General features: G+C 75.3%; 15 protein-coding genes. 10 read left to right on the top strand and 5 right to left on the bottom strand.

Features of this window, described 5'->3' with window-relative positions; genetic code table 11:
* Positions 1–7: 7 nt before the first annotated feature.
* On the bottom strand, positions 8–580 hold the full coding sequence (locus IEW03_RS01440; protein ID WP_188521856.1) for a hypothetical protein: 573 nt from the start codon (positions 578–580) through the stop codon (positions 8–10).
* Between the two features lie 273 nt (positions 581–853).
* Between IEW03_RS01440 and IEW03_RS01445 the strand changes: the two genes are divergently transcribed.
* On the top strand, positions 854–1,342 hold the full coding sequence (locus tag IEW03_RS01445) for a hypothetical protein (protein WP_188521857.1): 489 nt from the start codon (positions 854–856) through the stop codon (positions 1,340–1,342).
* A gap of 172 nt (positions 1,343–1,514) precedes the next feature.
* The gene (locus IEW03_RS01450; RefSeq protein WP_188521858.1) at positions 1,515–1,820 is read left to right on the top strand and encodes a hypothetical protein; all 306 of its coding nucleotides are present in this window, start codon (positions 1,515–1,517) and stop codon (positions 1,818–1,820) included.
* Between the two features lie 84 nt (positions 1,821–1,904).
* On the opposite strand, the gene IEW03_RS01455 is transcribed toward IEW03_RS01450, so the two are convergent.
* Positions 1,905–4,010, bottom strand: a complete 2,106-nt coding sequence (locus IEW03_RS01455; protein ID WP_188521859.1) for an acyl-CoA dehydrogenase family protein — start codon at positions 4,008–4,010, stop codon at positions 1,905–1,907.
* The gene (locus IEW03_RS01460; RefSeq protein WP_188522013.1) at positions 4,007–4,735 is read right to left on the bottom strand and encodes a TetR/AcrR family transcriptional regulator; all 729 of its coding nucleotides are present in this window, start codon (positions 4,733–4,735) and stop codon (positions 4,007–4,009) included. Before IEW03_RS01460 ends, IEW03_RS01455 begins: the two co-directional genes overlap by 4 nt.
* Before the next feature lie 127 nt (positions 4,736–4,862).
* Between IEW03_RS01460 and IEW03_RS01465 the strand changes: the two genes are divergently transcribed.
* The 5 genes from IEW03_RS01465 (at position 4,863) to IEW03_RS01485 (ending at position 10,293) form a co-directional block, all read left to right on the top strand.
* Complete coding sequence (locus IEW03_RS01465) at positions 4,863–6,242, top strand: acetyl-CoA C-acetyltransferase (RefSeq protein ID WP_188521860.1); 1,380 nt, start codon at positions 4,863–4,865, stop codon at positions 6,240–6,242.
* 16 nt (positions 6,243–6,258) lie between these two features.
* Complete coding sequence (locus tag IEW03_RS01470; protein WP_188521861.1) at positions 6,259–7,614, top strand: 3-oxoacyl-ACP reductase; 1,356 nt, start codon at positions 6,259–6,261, stop codon at positions 7,612–7,614.
* On the top strand, positions 7,611–8,621 hold the full coding sequence (locus IEW03_RS01475; protein WP_188521862.1) for a MaoC/PaaZ C-terminal domain-containing protein: 1,011 nt from the start codon (positions 7,611–7,613) through the stop codon (positions 8,619–8,621). The genes IEW03_RS01470 and IEW03_RS01475 overlap by 4 nt, the downstream gene beginning before the upstream one ends.
* A gap of 57 nt (positions 8,622–8,678) precedes the next feature.
* Positions 8,679–9,302 (top strand): dienelactone hydrolase family protein, encoded by a 624-nt coding sequence (locus IEW03_RS01480; protein ID WP_308808191.1) that lies wholly within the window; start codon positions 8,679–8,681, stop codon positions 9,300–9,302.
* A 70-nt stretch (positions 9,303–9,372) separates the two neighbouring features.
* Positions 9,373–10,293: an LLM class flavin-dependent oxidoreductase gene (locus IEW03_RS01485; protein WP_188521863.1), complete on the top strand. Its 921-nt coding sequence runs from the start codon at positions 9,373–9,375 to the stop codon at positions 10,291–10,293.
* Between the two features lie 19 nt (positions 10,294–10,312).
* Here IEW03_RS01485 and IEW03_RS01490 read toward each other — a convergent pair whose 3' ends face one another.
* The gene (locus IEW03_RS01490) at positions 10,313–10,885 is read right to left on the bottom strand and encodes a GNAT family N-acetyltransferase (protein ID WP_188521864.1); all 573 of its coding nucleotides are present in this window, start codon (positions 10,883–10,885) and stop codon (positions 10,313–10,315) included.
* A 64-nt stretch (positions 10,886–10,949) separates the two neighbouring features.
* Between IEW03_RS01490 and IEW03_RS01495 the strand changes: the two genes are divergently transcribed.
* From IEW03_RS01495 to IEW03_RS01505, 3 genes are all read left to right on the top strand, one after another.
* Entirely contained in the window at positions 10,950–12,425 is a 1,476-nt protein-coding gene (locus IEW03_RS01495; protein ID WP_188521865.1) for an amidase, read from the top strand.
* A gap of 94 nt (positions 12,426–12,519) precedes the next feature.
* Positions 12,520–13,185 (top strand): hypothetical protein, encoded by a 666-nt coding sequence (locus IEW03_RS01500; protein WP_188521866.1) that lies wholly within the window; start codon positions 12,520–12,522, stop codon positions 13,183–13,185.
* A gap of 87 nt (positions 13,186–13,272) precedes the next feature.
* A complete protein-coding gene (locus IEW03_RS01505; RefSeq protein WP_188521867.1) occupies positions 13,273–13,443 on the top strand; it encodes a CsbD family protein in 171 nt (56 codons plus the stop codon).
* Between the two features lie 72 nt (positions 13,444–13,515).
* On the opposite strand, the gene IEW03_RS01510 is transcribed toward IEW03_RS01505, so the two are convergent.
* Entirely contained in the window at positions 13,516–14,982 is a 1,467-nt protein-coding gene (locus IEW03_RS01510) for an aminotransferase class V-fold PLP-dependent enzyme (RefSeq protein ID WP_188521868.1), read from the bottom strand.
* Between the last annotated feature and the right edge of the window lie 10 nt (positions 14,983–14,992).

Raw genomic sequence — 14,992 nt, forward strand, 5'->3', positions numbered from 1 at the left:
TGGATCCTCAGCCGCGCCCGTCGTCGCCGGTGGCCACGGCGCGCGGCGGCTCGAGCAGGGTGGCGCCGGCGGCGAGCGCCCCGACGATCAGGCCGACCCGGGTGTGCGGCAGCGCGAGGCCCTTCGCGCGCCACTTCTCGCCGCGCCGGTAGGCCCACTTCTCCCCTGCCACCGCGACCACCGTCATGACGCCCAACACGCCGACGACAGCGGCGCCGGCCAGCCGGGGGTCCACCTGCGAGGCGGGCTCGTCGTCGGGGGCGGGGGTGCCGTTCTCGTCACCGTGCTGCTCACCGTGCTGCTCGGCAGGCCGCCCGGTGGGCTGCTCGGCGGCACCGGGGGCGGCCGACTCCTCCGGGGCCGTGAGGGCCCGCAGGCCCTCGCGCGCCGCACGTCCCTCCGCGGTGGCCAGCAGGCCGACGCCCACTCCCGCGGCGGCGACGCCGACCTTGGCCAGGGCACGCCCCCAGCGCGGCCGGACGAGGTCCGGGACGGCGTACCAGCCGAGCGTGGTGAGCCCCGTGATCACGGCACTGCTCGGGTCCGGCCCGGCAGCCTTCCGGGTCGCGTCGTACGTCATCCCACCTCCAGTCGTCGGTCCGGCGCCGGGTCGCACCGTCTCGTCGGGACCAACGCCCGGCGCCCGGGCATCGTTCCGGCGAGCGGCGGTCCGCGCCGCCCTGCGGCGCGGCGACCAGCACTTTTGACCTTTCGCGGTGCGATCTTTTCGCATCTTCTACCGCTGGCACACCGTCGGCGGCGGAAAGTGCTGCGCCTCCGTGACACACACCACCGAGACGCCCCTGACCACCCGGGGCTTTTGCCTTTTACCACAAGGTGGTTTGATGCGCTCGTGGAAATCCTTCGTGCCTTCTCTCCCGACGCGTTCGCGTACGGGCTGGCGTCATGGTCGTGGCTGGGGGTCCAGGACAAGACGCCGCGCTTCACGACGGCGTTCGGTGACGTCTTCCTCGAGACTCTCGAGGGCTGGTGGTTCCTCGACACCCTCGAGGGGTCGCTCGAGCTCCGCTGGCTCACCGCCGTCGAGATGTACGCCGAGCTCGACTCCGAGGACGGGCGTGCCGACCTGCTCCTGGAGGACCTGTGCCTCGAGGCGGCCGAGCGGGGCATCACGCCCGCGCCGGACGAGGTCCTCACCCTCTCGCCCCACCCCGCCGTCGGCGGGCGCCTGCACGTGGACCACGTGGGGCCGCTGCGGCTCGAGCTGGCGCTGCGCCTCACGGGCGACATGCATCTCGCGCTGCGGCGGCAGGCCGGCGGCGTCCCCGAGAACCTCCTGCTGGGTCACGCCCAGGCCCCCGCGCACTCCTCCTGGTGGTGACGCCGGCTCCCTGACCTCCGGCGGCCGATCCCCCGCGACAGCACCCGGCGGCCGTCCCGCGGCGCGACCGTGATGCACATGTGACCGGATCAACCGCCCCTGCGGATGCAGTACCGCCCGAGGTGTCGTCTCCTGGGAGGAGCACGGAAGAGGCGGACCGTGGGAGGTAGGCATGAGGCGTGTGCTCGTCGCAGGGCTCGCACTGGCGACGGTCGACGGAGCGGCGCTCGGCGCGTTCGCCGCTCTCGGCTGGACCCTGGCGGCGGTCGTGGCCCTCGTGGCCGGCCTCGCCGGAGCGTTCGTCGTCGCGTTGCTGACCCCGCCGCCCCGGGCCGCCGCCCGGCCGTCCACGGTCACCCTGGGGCTGCCGCTGCGCGACGCGCAGGCCGTCGAGGAGGAGCCGCAGCCCGTCGAGGCAGAGCCCGCCGAGGTCGAGCCCCTGCGCCAGCCGGCCCGCACCGCACCCGCCGCGGCCTGACGTCCCCCGCCGAGAGTCGACGAGAGACGACGAACCCCGGACCACCTGGTCCGGGGTTCGCCGTGTCTCGCAGGAGCGCTCGCGTCAGCGCTGCTTCTTCGCCTTCTTCAGCGCCTTCTCGCTGAGGGGCGCGGACCCGTCGGCGCGCTGCGCCGCGTAGTACGCGCGGGCCTCGTCCTGCCGCTCCGCCTCGATGCCCGAGGCGATGACGGCACGCAGGTGGTCGGGGCCGTAGCCCCAGGCGTCCACGAGGTCCACGGCGTGCGGGCGGAGCCGGTCCAGCAGGCGGTCGACGTAGGACGTGACCGTGCGGGCGCGCTGCGCCGACAGCCGCCCGTTGATGAGGTACCAGGCGAGGTTGCGCTCGATGAGGGTGAGGCCGAAGACGTCGCGCACCCAGGTCATCACGCGGCGGGTGCCCGGGTCGGAGATCTGCTCGAGCGCCTCGGTGAACGCCGACCAGCGCAGCAGGTCCGCGTGCGCCTTGGCCGCCTCCACCAGCTGCACCTGGTTCTCGTCGAAGATGCGCGCCGCGGTGACGGGGTCCGCCTTCTGGGCGGGCCGCAGCGCCATCGCGACGTCCTCGACGATGGTCGCGACGCGGTCGGCGAGCAGCTCCCGCTGGGTCTCGGCGTCCCGCAGGTGGCCGGCGGCCCGGCGCGGGTCGCCGGCGTCGGCGATCGCCTGGCCGAACCGGCGCAGGCCGGTGCGGTGCAGGGCGGCGTCGGTGGCCTGGTCGACGACGAACCGGGCGATGCCGGCCGGCGACGACGTCGTGCCCTTGAGGTGCTTGGCGTAGTCGCCGACGAGGCGCTTGGCGACGAGCTGCAGCAGCACCGTGTTGTCCCCCTCGAACGTGGCGTACACGTCGAGGTCGTGGTGCAGGCTGGTGATGCGGTTCTCGGTGATGAAGCCGGCGCCGCCGCACGCGACGCGGCACTCCTGCAGCGTGTCCAGGACGAACGTCGTCGACGTCGCCTTCAGCGCCGCCGCCATCGTCTCCAGGTCCTCGCGCTGCTCCGGCGTGTCCTTCTCGCCGGAGAAGACGTCGTCGAAGAGGTCGAGCAGCCGGTCGTGGGCGAAGTGCGTCGCGTAGGTCTCGGCGATGCGCGGGAACAGGCGCCGGCGGTGGGTCGCGTAGTCGAGCAGCACGGTCTCTTCGACGGGCGACGACGACGTGAACTGGCGGCGCTCCGCGCCGTACCGCACGGCGATCGCGAGGCCGAGCTTCGACGCCGTGGAGGCGGCGCCGTCGAGCGACACCCGCCCCTGGACGAGCGAGCCGAGCATCGTGAAGAACCGGCGTCCCGGGCTGTCGATCGGCGACGAGTAGGTGCCGTCGGCCGCGACCGCGCCGTAGCGCGCGAGCAGGTCGGTGCGCGGGACGCGGACCTGATCGAACGCCAGGCGCCCGTTGTCGACGCCCCGCAGGCCGCCCTTCAGCCCGTCGTCGTGACCACTGATCCCGGGCAGGAACTCCATGGTCTCCGGGTCGCGCACCGGCACGTAGAAGCAGTGCACCCCGTGGTTGACGCCGTTCGTGATGAGCTGCGCGAACACGGTGGCCGCCGTGGCGTGCACGGCCGCGTTGCCGAGGAACTCCTTCCACGCCGCGCGGAACGGCGTGTGGATGACGAACTCCTCGGTCTGAGGGTCGTACGTCGCGGTGGTCGCGACCGACGCGACGTCCGAGCCGTGCCCGATCTCCGTCATGGCGAACGCGCCGGGCACCGACAGGTCCATGGCGCCGGGCAGCAGGCGGTCCTGCTGCTCCGGGGTGCCCAGGTGCAGGATGGCGGAGGCGAACAGGCCCCACTGGACGCCGGCCTTGATCTGCAGCGACGGGTCGGCCACGACGAGCTCCTCGAAGCCGGCCAGGTTGGCTCCGGGGGCGTCCCGCCCGCCGAGCCGCTCCGGGAACCCGAGCCACACCTGGTGCTTCTCGTCCGAGGCGAGCAGGCGCATCTGCTCGAGCGCCCGCTCGCGGTGCTCCGCCATCGACAGCGACTCGTCCTTCCAGAACGCGGAGTCGGTCGCGCGCCGGCGGGCGTACCGGCGCCACTCGGGCCAGCGGCCGAGCAGCTGCTCGGACAGGCCGGCGACGTCGACGCGAGGTGCGGGCTTGGCGGTGACGGCGGCCCCGGCGCCGCTCGTGGGGAGCGTCGCGGGACGGTCGGACGTGGTGGTCATCGGTTCTCCTGCGTGCGGTGACGGATGGAAATGTCGGAAGCGTCGGTGGTCGCGGGGGTCGGGCCGTCGTGGTGCAGCACGCCGACGGGCCCGTTCCACAGCCAGAGCGTGACCTGCTCGGTGAGGTCCTCGCGGGCCTGCCGGTCGGAGCCGCCGTGGCCGAGCCACCACTCGCCCGCGCCGCGGACGAAGCCGACGGCCCCGGCCGCCCACGCGGCCGCCGTCGCGGCGGGCACGTGGACGGCGCGCGCGAAGGGGGCGGCGACGAGCTCGATGACGGAGTCGAGGTAGGCGCCGAGCGCCTCGACCGGGCCGGACAGGCCGCCCGCGTCCGTCGCGGGCTCGTTGCCCCCGATCGCGGTGCGGGTGACGAACCAGTACACGTTCGGCGAGTGCTCGATCATCTCGAGGTAGACGCGGACCATGGCGCGCAGCGCGGCCTGAGGCGTCGGCGCCGTCTCGGCCGCCTCGCGCAGCGCGTCGTGCATGGTCGCGACGACGTGGGCGGCGACGGCGAGCCGCAGCCCCGCCTTGTCGTCGAAGTACCGGTAGACGATGGACTTCGACGTGCCGGCCTCGGCGGCGATCTCGTCCATGGAGACTCCCGGCCCCCCGCGGTGGACGGCCTTGCGCGCGGCGTTGACGAGCTGCGCCCGGCGCGCGGCACGATGGTCGTCCCACCTCGTGGAACGACCGTCCGACCGCCCGACCGCCCGACCGTCCATCGTCGAGCGTCCGTTGAGCTCTCGCCCTGCGGCCGTCATCGGCCGCACCCTGTGACTGGTCTCACGAGACCGAGAGTATCAGGTACTGTGAGTCCTACCTGACCGACGGAGTGAAGGAACTACCGCTGTGGCTACACGCAAGCCGTCCGGGTCCGCCAGCCGGACCACCTCCCGTGCCGCGACCAGTGCCGCGTCCGAGGCCCGTCCGTCGGGCGTGCGCGACGCCGTCATCGTGGGCGGGAACCGCATCCCGTTCTCCCGCGCCGGCAAGAAGTACTCCGACGCGTCCAACCAGGAGATGTTCACCGCCGCGCTCGAGGGTCTCGTCGCCCGCTTCGGCCTGCAGGGCGAGCGGCTCGGGGAGGTCGTGGGCGGCGCCGTGCTCAAGCACTCCCGCGACTTCAACCTCGTGCGCGAGTCCGTGCTCGGCTCGTCGCTGTCGTCGCAGACGCCCGCCTTCGACCTGCAGCAGGCGTGCGCGACCGGCCTCGAGGCGGCCATCAACGTCTCCAACAAGATCCGCCTCGGCCAGATCGACTCCGGCGTCGCCGGCGGCACCGACACGGTCTCCGACGCGCCGATCGCCGTGAGCGAGGGCCTGCGCCGGGTGCTCCTCGAGGCCTCGCACGCCAAGACGGTCCAGGCCCGCCTCAAGGCCCTCGCCAAGCTGCGCCCGAGCGACCTCAAGCCGCTCTCTCCCGGCACCGACGAGCCGCGCACCGGCCTGTCCATGGGCGAGCACCAGGCGATCACCACCGCCCGGTGGGGCATCACCCGCGAAGCGCAGGACGAGCTCGCGCTCGCCAGCCACCAGCACCTCGCCGCCGCCTGGGAGTCCGGGTTCTTCGACGACCTCGTCACCCCGTTCCGCGGCCTGACCCGAGACGACAACCTGCGCCCCGACACGTCGCTCGAGAAGCTCGCCTCCCTGAAGCCGGTGTTCGGCAAGAACCTCGACGAGCCCGCGAGCATGACCGCCGGGAACTCGACCCCGCTCACCGACGGCGCGTCGGCCGTGCTCCTGGCCACCGCCGAGTGGGCCGCCGCCCGCGACCTGCCGGTGCTCGCCCGCTTCGTCGACGCCGAGACGGCCGGCGTGGACTTCGTGCACGGCCACGAGGGCCTGCTCATGGCCCCCGCCCACGCGGTGCCGCGCCTGCTCGCCCGCAACGGCCTGACGCTCGACGACATCGACTTCTTCGAGATCCACGAGGCGTTCGCGTCGACGGTGCTCACCACGCTCGCCGCGTGGGAGGACGCCGACTACTGCACCGGCGAGCTCGGGCTGCCGGGCGCGCTCGGCTCGGTCGACCGCAGCAAGGTCAACGTCAACGGCTCCTCGCTCGCCGCCGGGCACCCGTTCGCGGCGACCGGCGGGCGCATCGTCGCCACCGCGGCGAAGCTGGTCGCGGCCAAGGCCGCCGAGACCGGGAAGCCGGCCCGCGCGCTGATCTCGATCTGCGCCGCCGGCGGCCTCGGTGCCACCGCCATCGTCGAGTCCGTCTGAGAGGGGAAGCACACCGATGACCGACAGCTACACCAGGGCCGTCAACACCGGCTTCACCAAGACTCTCGCGAAGAAGCTCGGCCTGCCGCGCCCCGCGGTCCTGCGCCGGTTCCGTGCGGGTGACCCGCTCACGGTCGGCCCGGTGCTCGTCGTCTCCGACGACGCGTCCCGCGGCGACGCGGACGCCCTCGCCACGACCCTCCTCGGCTGGGGCCTCGACGTGCGCCGCGAGCCGACCGACGACGCCCGCTGGGGCGCCGTCCTGCTGGTGCTCACCGAGGCCTCGCACCCCACCGACGTGTCCGGCGCCGTGCTGGCCGTCGGCTCGGTGCTGCGCAGGCTCGCCCCCCAGGGCCGCGTGGTCACCGTGTCGCGACCGGCCGCCGACGGCGACGCGCCGGAGGTGGCCGCCGTGCGCAACGGGGTCGACGGCTTCCTGCGCTCCCTCGCCAAGGAGCTGCGCGCCGGCGCCACCGGCAACGGGATCGTGCTCACCGACGGCGCCGCGGCGGACTCGCCGTCGGCCCTCGCCACGCTGCGCTTCTTCCTGTCCGCCCGCTCGGCGTATGTCGACGGCCAGCTGCTGCCGGTCGGGCCGTCGACGGCCGAGCTGCCCGCCGACTGGGACCGGCCGCTGGCGGGTCGCGTCGCCGTCGTGACCGGCGCCGCGCGCGGCATCGGCGCGGCCATCGCCCGCACGCTCGCCCGCGACGGCGCCCAGGTCGTGTGCGTGGACGTCCCCGCCGCCGGCGAGGGCCTCGCCCGCACGGCCAACGCCGTCGGCGGCACCGCCCTGCAGCTCGACGTCACCGCCGAGGACGCCGGCACGCGCATCCTCGAGCACGCCCGCACCCGGCACGGCCGGCTCGACATCGTGGTGCACAACGCGGGCATCCTGCGCGACAAGCTGCTCGCGAACATGAAGCCCGCCCAGTGGGACTCCGTCATCGCCGTCAACCTCGCCGCCCAGCTGCGGATCAACGCCCAGCTGCTCGGCGCCGACGGGGGCGCAGGCGTCCCGGGCCTGCACATCGTGTCGCTCGCCTCGACCTCCGGCATCGCCGGGAACAAGGGCCAGACCAACTACGGCTTCTCGAAGGCCGGCGTCATCGGGCACACGCGGGCCACGGCGCCGCTCGTGGGCGCGCAGGGCGGCACGGCCAACGCGGTCGCCCCCGGCTTCATCGAGACCGACATGACGTCGTCCATCCCGTTCGCCACCCGCGAGGTCGCGCGGCGGCTGTCGTCGCTGCAGCAGGGCGGCCAGCCCGTCGACGTCGCGGAGGCCATCGCGTTCCTCGCGTCCCCCGCCGCGGCCGGCGTCAACGGCCAGGTGCTGCGCGTGTGCGGTCAGAACCTGGTGGGTCGGTGAGCGCGCACCGGCCGGCCACCAGCTCCGGGGAGCCGCTCCGGGTCGAGACGCTGCCCACGCTGCCGGGGCTGGGCTCCCTGTACGCGCGCGGGGCGGCGTCGTCGGGCCGGATCGCGGCCGGCCGGGCGCTGCCCGGCCTGCCCGGGATCGGCGCGGGCCGTGGTGACGGCGAGCCGGACGGCGACCAGCCGCTCACCCTGCCGGACGTCGCGCTGCACGTCCCCGGCGTCCCCACGGCGAACCTCGCGGGCCACCTGCACGACTACCAGCGGCTCCTCCACGAGCCGGTGACGGACGTGCTGCCCGCCGGCTACCTGCACGTGCTCGCGTTCCCGCTGGCGACGGCCGTGATGGTCCGCGGCGACTTCCCGCTCCCCCTGCTGGGCATGGTGCACCTGGCGAACCAGGTCGAGCTGCACGGCCCGGTCCGCGTCGGCGACCTGCTCGAGGTGCGCGCCTGGTCGGAGAACCTGCGCCCGCACCGGCGCGGCGTCCAGGTGGACCTCGTGGCCGAGGTGCGCCGGGCGGGCGACACCGCCCTCGTGTGGCGCGGGGTCTCCACCTATCTCGCCAAGGGCTTCCACCTGCCCTGGAGCGAGGCGGAGAACGGCGCCACCGGACCGGCGGAGGGCGAGGACCGCGCGCCGGCCGGCACCTGGGTGCCGCCGCTGCCCACCGGCCGCTGGGCTCTCGGCCCGGGCACCGGCCGCGCCTACGGCGCGGTGTCGGGCGACCGGAACCCGATCCACCTCTCCGCGCTGTCGGCGAAGGCGTTCGGCTTCCCCCGCGCCATCGCCCACGGCATGTACACCGCCGCCCGCGCGCTGGCCGACGTCGGCCACGCGCGCGGCGAGGCCTACCGGTGGACCGTCGAGTTCGCGAAGCCGGTGCTGCTGCCGGGCGCCGTGGACGTCGCCGTGACCCCGTCCGGGCAGGGCTTCGAGTACGTGGGCTGGAACGGCGGCCGCAGGCAGAAGCACTTCGAGGGCACCGTCACCCCGCTCTGACCGCCCCGTCGCCCCCGATGCCGCCCGTTCGGCATCGGGGGCGCTCGCGGTTGTACGGTGACGGGTGACGACGCCGGCGACGAGGAGGTCACCGTGGCCGAGGTCCTGCTCTTCCACCACGCCCAGGGCCTGACGCCGGGGATCACCGCGTTCGCGGAGCGTCTGCGCGACGCCGGGCACACCGTCCACCTGCCGGACCTCTTCGATGGCCGCACGTTCGACACCCTCGACGCCGGGATGGCCCACGTCGAGGGGCTCGGGTTCGGCGAGGTCCTCGAGCGCGGCACGCGGGCGGCCGGGCCGCTGCCCGCCGAGCTCTTCTACCTCGGGTTCTCGCTCGGCGTGCTGCCGGCCCAGAAGCTCGCCCAGACCCGCCCCGGTGCCCAGGGCGCGGTGCTCTGCTACTCGTGCGTCCCGTCGTCCGAGTTCGGCGGCTGGCCGGCGGGCGTGCCCGCACAGGTCCACGGCATGGACCACGACCCGGTCTTCGTCGGCGAGGGCGACCTCGAGGCCGCCCGGGCGCTCGTCGCCGAGTCCGGGACCGCCGAGCTCTTCCTCTACCCGGGTGACCAGCACTACTTCGCCGACAGCTCCCTGCCGAGCTACGACCCGGCCGCCACCGAGCTGATGACCGCACGGATCCTCGAGCTCCTGGGCCACCCGCTCATGACCGGGGCGTGACCCGAGCATCCGTGTCCGGGCGGGCGGATGTGGGCGGGCGGATGTCGGTGCGGACCGGCAGGATCGCGGCATGACGACGATCGGCTGCATCCTTGCGCCCTACGGCAACCCGCCCTCGCGGTTCGTCCCGTTCGCCCGCACCGCCGAGGCGGCGGGCCTCGACGAGGTGTGGTTGTGGGAGGACTGCTTCCTCGAGTCCGGCCCCGCCGCGGCGTCGGCGATGCTGAGCGCCACCGAGCGGCTGCGCGTCGGGATCGGCGTCATGCCGCTGCCGCTGCGCAACGTGGCCCTCACCGCGATGGAGACCGCGACCCTCGACGGCATGTTCCCCGGCCGCTTCCTGCCCGGCGTCGGGCACGGCGTGCAGGAGTGGATGGGGCAGGTCGGCGCGCGGGTGGCGTCGCCTCTGACGCTCCTGCGCGAGCAGGTGACCGCGCTGCGGGCGCTGCTCGCGGGCGAGCGCGTCACCACCTCGGGCCGCTACGTCACCCTCGACGACGTCGCCCTCGACTGGCCGCCGGCGGCCGCTCCCCCGGTGCTGGCCGCGGCCAAGGGGCCGAAGACTCTGCGGCTGGTCGGCGAGGTGGCGGACGGCGTCGTCATCGACGGCGACTCGGGCGTCTCCGGGGCGCGACGGGCGGTCGCCCTGCTGGACGAGGGCCGCGCGGCGGCGGGGCTGCCGCCGGTCGCCGAGTCCGGGCCGGGCAGCGAGCACCCGTTCCGCGCGGTCGCGTTCGCGCAGACCGCCACCGGCGACGGCGCGCCCGCCCGGCTGCGGTCGTCCCTGGCACGGTGGCAGGTCGACGCCACGTCCGACGAGGTGCTCGCCGACCACGCCACCTGGGGCTCCGCCGAGCAGGTCGCCGACGGGTTCCGCCGGTTCGCCGCCCTCGGCGTCTCGACGGTGGTGGCGCAGCCGACGCTCGACGAGCCCGACCTCGACGGCTTCGCGGCGTTCCTCGGCGAGGAGGTCGCGCCCCTCCTGCGCTGAGCCGGCCGGCGCCGCGGAGCTACGGCGCCACCAGGCGCCGCTCCAGCCCGGCGCGGACCTCGGGCCACTCGTCGTCGACGATCGAGTAGTACGCGGTGTCTCCGACCGTCCCGTCGGCGGCGACGCGATGCTTGCGCAGCACGCCCTCCGGCTTCGCCCCGAGCCGCTCGATCGCGGCGCGGGAGCGGGCGTTGCGCGCATCGGCCCGCAGGGCGACCCGCCGCAGGTTCCACGTCTCGAACGCGTGGCCCAGCATGAGGAGCTTGCAGGCGGGGTTCGTCGTCCCGCCCCACCACTCGCGACCGTAGAACGTGGCGCCGATCTCGACCCGCCCGGGGACGAGGGCGAGGTCGTAGAAGCGGGTCGAGCCCCGCACCTCGCCGTCGTCCCCGACGACGGCGAACGCCTGAGTGCCGGCCGTGGCCACGCCCTTGTCGATCCAGGCCTCGACGTCGCCGACCGAGGTCGGGGTGGGCGACGCGAGGCCGAACCACAGGCCCTCGTCGATCAGGGGGAGCAGGCCGGCGGCGTGCCGGGTGGCGAGAGGTTCGAGCCGGACACCGTGGCCGGCCAGGACGAGGTCGTGGGTCACCCCACCATCTTCGCCGAGGGCGGAGCCGGGCGGGAGCGCGGGGCGGGTGGGTAGCGTGCGGAGCATGGATGACCTGCACGAGCTGACCGCCGTCCGGCTGCGCGACCTCCTGCGGACGGGCGAGCTCGCCCCCGCCGAGGTCGCGGACCACTTTCTCGCCCGCATCGAGCGGGCGAACCCGGACCTGGGCGCGTTCGTCGCCGTCACTCCCCGCGAGGCCCGGGAACGGGCCGCCGCGCTGGAGCGGGACGGCGCGGGCAGGCACGCGACCCTGTGGGGCCTGCCGAGCGGCGACAAGGACCTGTGGGCCCGAGCGGGGGTGCCGACGGGGTTCGGCTCGCGCGCCTTCGCCGGCGCGGACGCCGTCGTGCCGCCCGCGAGCGACGAGATCGTCGAGGTGCTGGACGCGGCCGGCACGGTGAGCCTGGGCCGCACCACCGCGCCCGAGCTGGGCTTTCCCGCCTACACCGAGCCGCTGGCCGGGCCCGTCGCCCGCAACCCGTGGGACACCTCGCTCGGCGCGGGCGGGTCGAGCGGCGGGGCCGCCGTCGCGGTCGCCGCCGGGCTGCTCCCGTTCGCGCCGGGCTCCGACGGCGGCGGGTCGGTGCGCATCCCCGCCGCGGCGTGCGGGGTCGTCGGGCTCAAGCCGAGCCGTGGCCTCGTGCCGGCGGGGTCGGGCCAGGAGTCCCTCGGCGGCCTGGTGGTGAACGGGCCGCTCGCGCGCACCACCGCCGACACGGCGCTGCTGCTGGAGGGCATGCTCACGTGGGGTCCGGACGGACGCGTCGCGCACCCGCTCACCCTGCGCGCGCCGTCGGCCCGCGCCGGCGAGTACCTGGCCGCGGCGACGCGGGGCGAGGTCGGCGGCAGCGGCGGCGAGGACGTCCGGGGCCGGTTCCGGGTCGGCGTCACGACGGACTCCGCGTGGGACGACTTCTACGAGATCACGACCTCGCCCGAGGCGCGGGCCGCCCTCGACGCGGGCGTCGGCGTGCTGGTGGGCCTCGGCCACGACGTCGAGGAGACGGCGCTGGAGGCGGCGCCCGAGTACGGGCCGGCCTTCCGCACCCTGTGGATGGCGGGGGCGTCTGCGGTGCCGATCGACGACCCGGCGGTGCTGGACCGGCTGGAGCCGCTGACCCGCTGGCTGATCGGCCGGGGGCGCGAGGTGCCGGCGCGCGAGGTGTCCGAGGCGCTGCGCACGCTGACGGCGTACGAGCGGCGGCTCCTCGCGCAGGTGGCCCGGTACGACGTGGTCGTGACGCCGGCGCTGGCGATGACGCCGCGCCCCGTGGGCTGGTTCGACCCGCAGGACCCGGAGCGCAACTTCGCCCAGCAGTGCCAGTACACGCCGTGGACGTCGATGCTCAACGTGGCCGGCCTGCCCGCGATCACCGTGCCGACGCACCGGACCGACGAAGGCCTGCCCATGGGGGTCCAGCTCGTCGGCTCCCCCGGCCGCGAGCGCACCCTGCTGGCGGTCGCCGCCCAGCTCGAGGACCGCCTGCACTGGGCCGACCGGCACCCGCCGGTCTGGTGACGGGCGCGCAGGGCCTCGACACGCCCGACCGGCAGGCGTAAGTTACCCCTCAGGGGTATATACCCCTGAGGGGTACACGAGGGAGTGAACCGCCATGTCCGAGCCCGACGCGACCGCCGCCCGACCTGCCGCCCGACCCCCTGCCCGGTCCGCCGCACGCCACGAGCGCGGGACGCCGCCCGCCGCCCCACCACGAACCACCAGCGCGGGCGTCAACGCGCTCTGGGTCGTGGCGGGCGTCCTGTCCGGCCTGGGCATCGTGCTCGGCGTGGGCGCCGGCGGCGACGTGCCCGCAGGGTCGGCGGCCGAGACCACCACCGCCGCGGTGCCCGCCACCGCGGTCGGCGTCGCCGCCGTCTGCTACCTCGCCGCCGCGGCCACGGGCAGGCGCTGGGTGGGGTGGGCCATGGTGCCGGTCGCCAGCGCGCTGCCGTTCCTCGAGTACGCGGGCGTGCCGCGCTGGGTCTCGTTCGGCGCGGCGGGCCTGGCCTTCCTGCTGTACGGGCTCGCCCGCCGCCGCCCGACGACGCTCGCACAGGCCGGCGCCATGGTCGGGTACCTCGGCGTCGCGGTCGCGGCGGTGGCCATGCCGGCACGTGTCGGGCTCGTCGTCGCCGCGCTGGCGCTCGCCGCGCACGTCGCCTGGGACCTGGTGCACTACCGGCGCGACGTCGTCGTGCACCGCTCGCTCGCCGTGTGGTGCATCGGCCTCGACCTCACCGTCGCCGCCCTCTGCGTGGCGTTCGCCGTCGCCGCCTGACCACGGCTGACGCCGCCGGGATGCGAACGGGCCGGAGCGCGCCTAGCGTCGGTGTTCGAGGTCGTTCGTTCGACGGAAGGAGCACCGATGGGACTCGGCGACAAGGCCCGGCACCTCGCGGAAGAGGGGGAGGGCAAGGCCAAGGAGGCACAGGGCAAGCTCACCGACGACGAGAAGCGGGAGGCCGAGGGCAAGGCTCAGCAGGCCAGCGCGAACCTCAAGCAGGCGGGTGACGACGCCAAGGACGCGTTCAAGTAGACGCCCGCACGACGAGGGGGTGCGACCGCGGCAGGTCGCACCCCCTCGTCATGCCCTCACCGCGGGCGACGGTCAGACATCGCCCGGCAGGCAGCCGAACGCCTCGTCGGCCCCCAGCGCGGCGGTAGCGAGCAGGCCCTCCAGCCCGGAGCCCTCGGGGACGGGACGCGGGTCGTCGACGACGACCCACAGGCCGTCCACGACGTCGTACCGCGCCCGGGGCCCCTCGGTGACGAGCGCCCGCACGGCGGCGACGAGGCGCTCCACCTCCTCGCCGGCGGTCCCCAGGCCGACCGACGCCCGCACGGCGCCGGCGTCGAAGCCGAGCCGGCCGAGCAGCGGGTGGGCGCAGAACCGGCCGTCGCGCACGCCGATGCCGTGCTCGGCGGACAGGTAGGCGGCCACCAGGCCGGGGTCGTAGCCCGCGACGGTGAAGGTCACCACGCCGACCGGGTCCACGGCGTCGTCCCACACGTGCACGACCTCGACCCGGTCGAGCCCGCCGAGGCCGGACACCAGCCGGCGGCGCAGCGCGTCCTCGTGCGCCCGCACCTGCTGCGGGTCGAGGGCGGCCAGCTCGTCGCACGCCGCCGCCAGGGCGACGGCGCCGATGACGTTGGGCGAGCCGGCCTCGTGCCGCGCCGGACCGGAGTGCCAGTCGGTCGCCGCCGCGCGCACGCGGCGCACTGCGCCGCCGCCCGCGAGGTACGGGGTGCCGACGTCGAGCCAGTCGCGGCGGCCGACGAGCGCGCCCGCGCCGAACGGCGCGTACGTCTTGTGGCCCGAGAACGCGACGTAGTCGACGCCCGTCTCGGAGAGCGAGAACCGGCGGTGCGGCACGAGCTGCGCGCCGTCGAGCACGACCCGCGCCCCCGCGCCGTGCGCGGCGGCGACGACCTCCTCGACGGGCAGCGCCTCCCCCGTGACGTTCGAGGCACCGGTGAGCGCGAGCAGCGCGTACGGGCGCCCCTCCGCGGCACCGGCACGCAGCTCCGCGTCGAGCTCCGCGAGCGTCGCGGCGACCGTGGGGCCGCCCGTGACGACGGTCGCGTCCGTGACGCGCTGCCAGGGCAGCAGGTTCGCGTGGTGCTCGATGTCGAGCACCAGCACCCGGCCGGGCTCGCCCGTGACCGGGTCGGCCGGGACGCAGCCCGCGAGCAGGTTGAGGGAGTCGGTGGTGTTGCGGGTGACGACCGTCAGGTCGTCCTCGCGCGCGCCGACGAACGCACCGACGGTGCGCCGCGCCGTCTCGTAGAGCGCGGTCGAGACCTGCGACAGGTAGCCGGCGCCGCGGTGCACGCTCGCGTACAGCGGCAGCACCCGGGCGACCCGGTCGGCGACCGCCTGCAGCGCCGGGGCCGACGCCGCGACGTCGAGGTTGGCGTAGCCGACCCGGCGCCCGTCGACGAGCGGGACGAGCGTGTCGCCGCCGACGACGGGCAGCACCGGCGGCAGGTCGAGCACGGCCGCGGCGGTCGTGGCCGTGACGGCTGTGGCGTCAGGCGTCCCCGGGGCGGGCGCGGTGGTGAGCGTGGTCATGCCTGGTCCT

Origin of the sequence: Isoptericola cucumis, assembly GCF_014635665.1 — a bacterium.
In the GTDB taxonomy this organism is placed as follows: Bacteria; Actinomycetota; Actinomycetes; order Actinomycetales; family Cellulomonadaceae; genus Isoptericola; species Isoptericola cucumis.

Coding starts and splice junctions, on each gene's coding strand:
- IEW03_RS01510 (WP_188521868.1), bottom strand. CDS start 14,982: ATGACCACGCTCACCACCGCGCCCGCCCCGGGGACGCCTGACGCCACA.
- IEW03_RS01505 (WP_188521867.1), top strand. CDS start 13,273: ATGGGACTCGGCGACAAGGCCCGGCACCTCGCGGAAGAGGGGGAGGGC.
- IEW03_RS01485 (WP_188521863.1), top strand. CDS start 9,373: ATGACGACGATCGGCTGCATCCTTGCGCCCTACGGCAACCCGCCCTCG.
- IEW03_RS01455 (WP_188521859.1), bottom strand. CDS start 4,010: ATGACCACCACGTCCGACCGTCCCGCGACGCTCCCCACGAGCGGCGCC.
- IEW03_RS01450 (WP_188521858.1), top strand. CDS start 1,515: ATGAGGCGTGTGCTCGTCGCAGGGCTCGCACTGGCGACGGTCGACGGA.
- IEW03_RS01440 (WP_188521856.1), bottom strand. CDS start 580: ATGACGTACGACGCGACCCGGAAGGCTGCCGGGCCGGACCCGAGCAGT.
- IEW03_RS01460 (WP_188522013.1), bottom strand. CDS start 4,735: ATGGACGGTCGGGCGGTCGGGCGGTCGGACGGTCGTTCCACGAGGTGG.
- IEW03_RS01470 (WP_188521861.1), top strand. CDS start 6,259: ATGACCGACAGCTACACCAGGGCCGTCAACACCGGCTTCACCAAGACT.
- IEW03_RS01500 (WP_188521866.1), top strand. CDS start 12,520: ATGTCCGAGCCCGACGCGACCGCCGCCCGACCTGCCGCCCGACCCCCT.
- IEW03_RS01495 (WP_188521865.1), top strand. CDS start 10,950: ATGGATGACCTGCACGAGCTGACCGCCGTCCGGCTGCGCGACCTCCTG.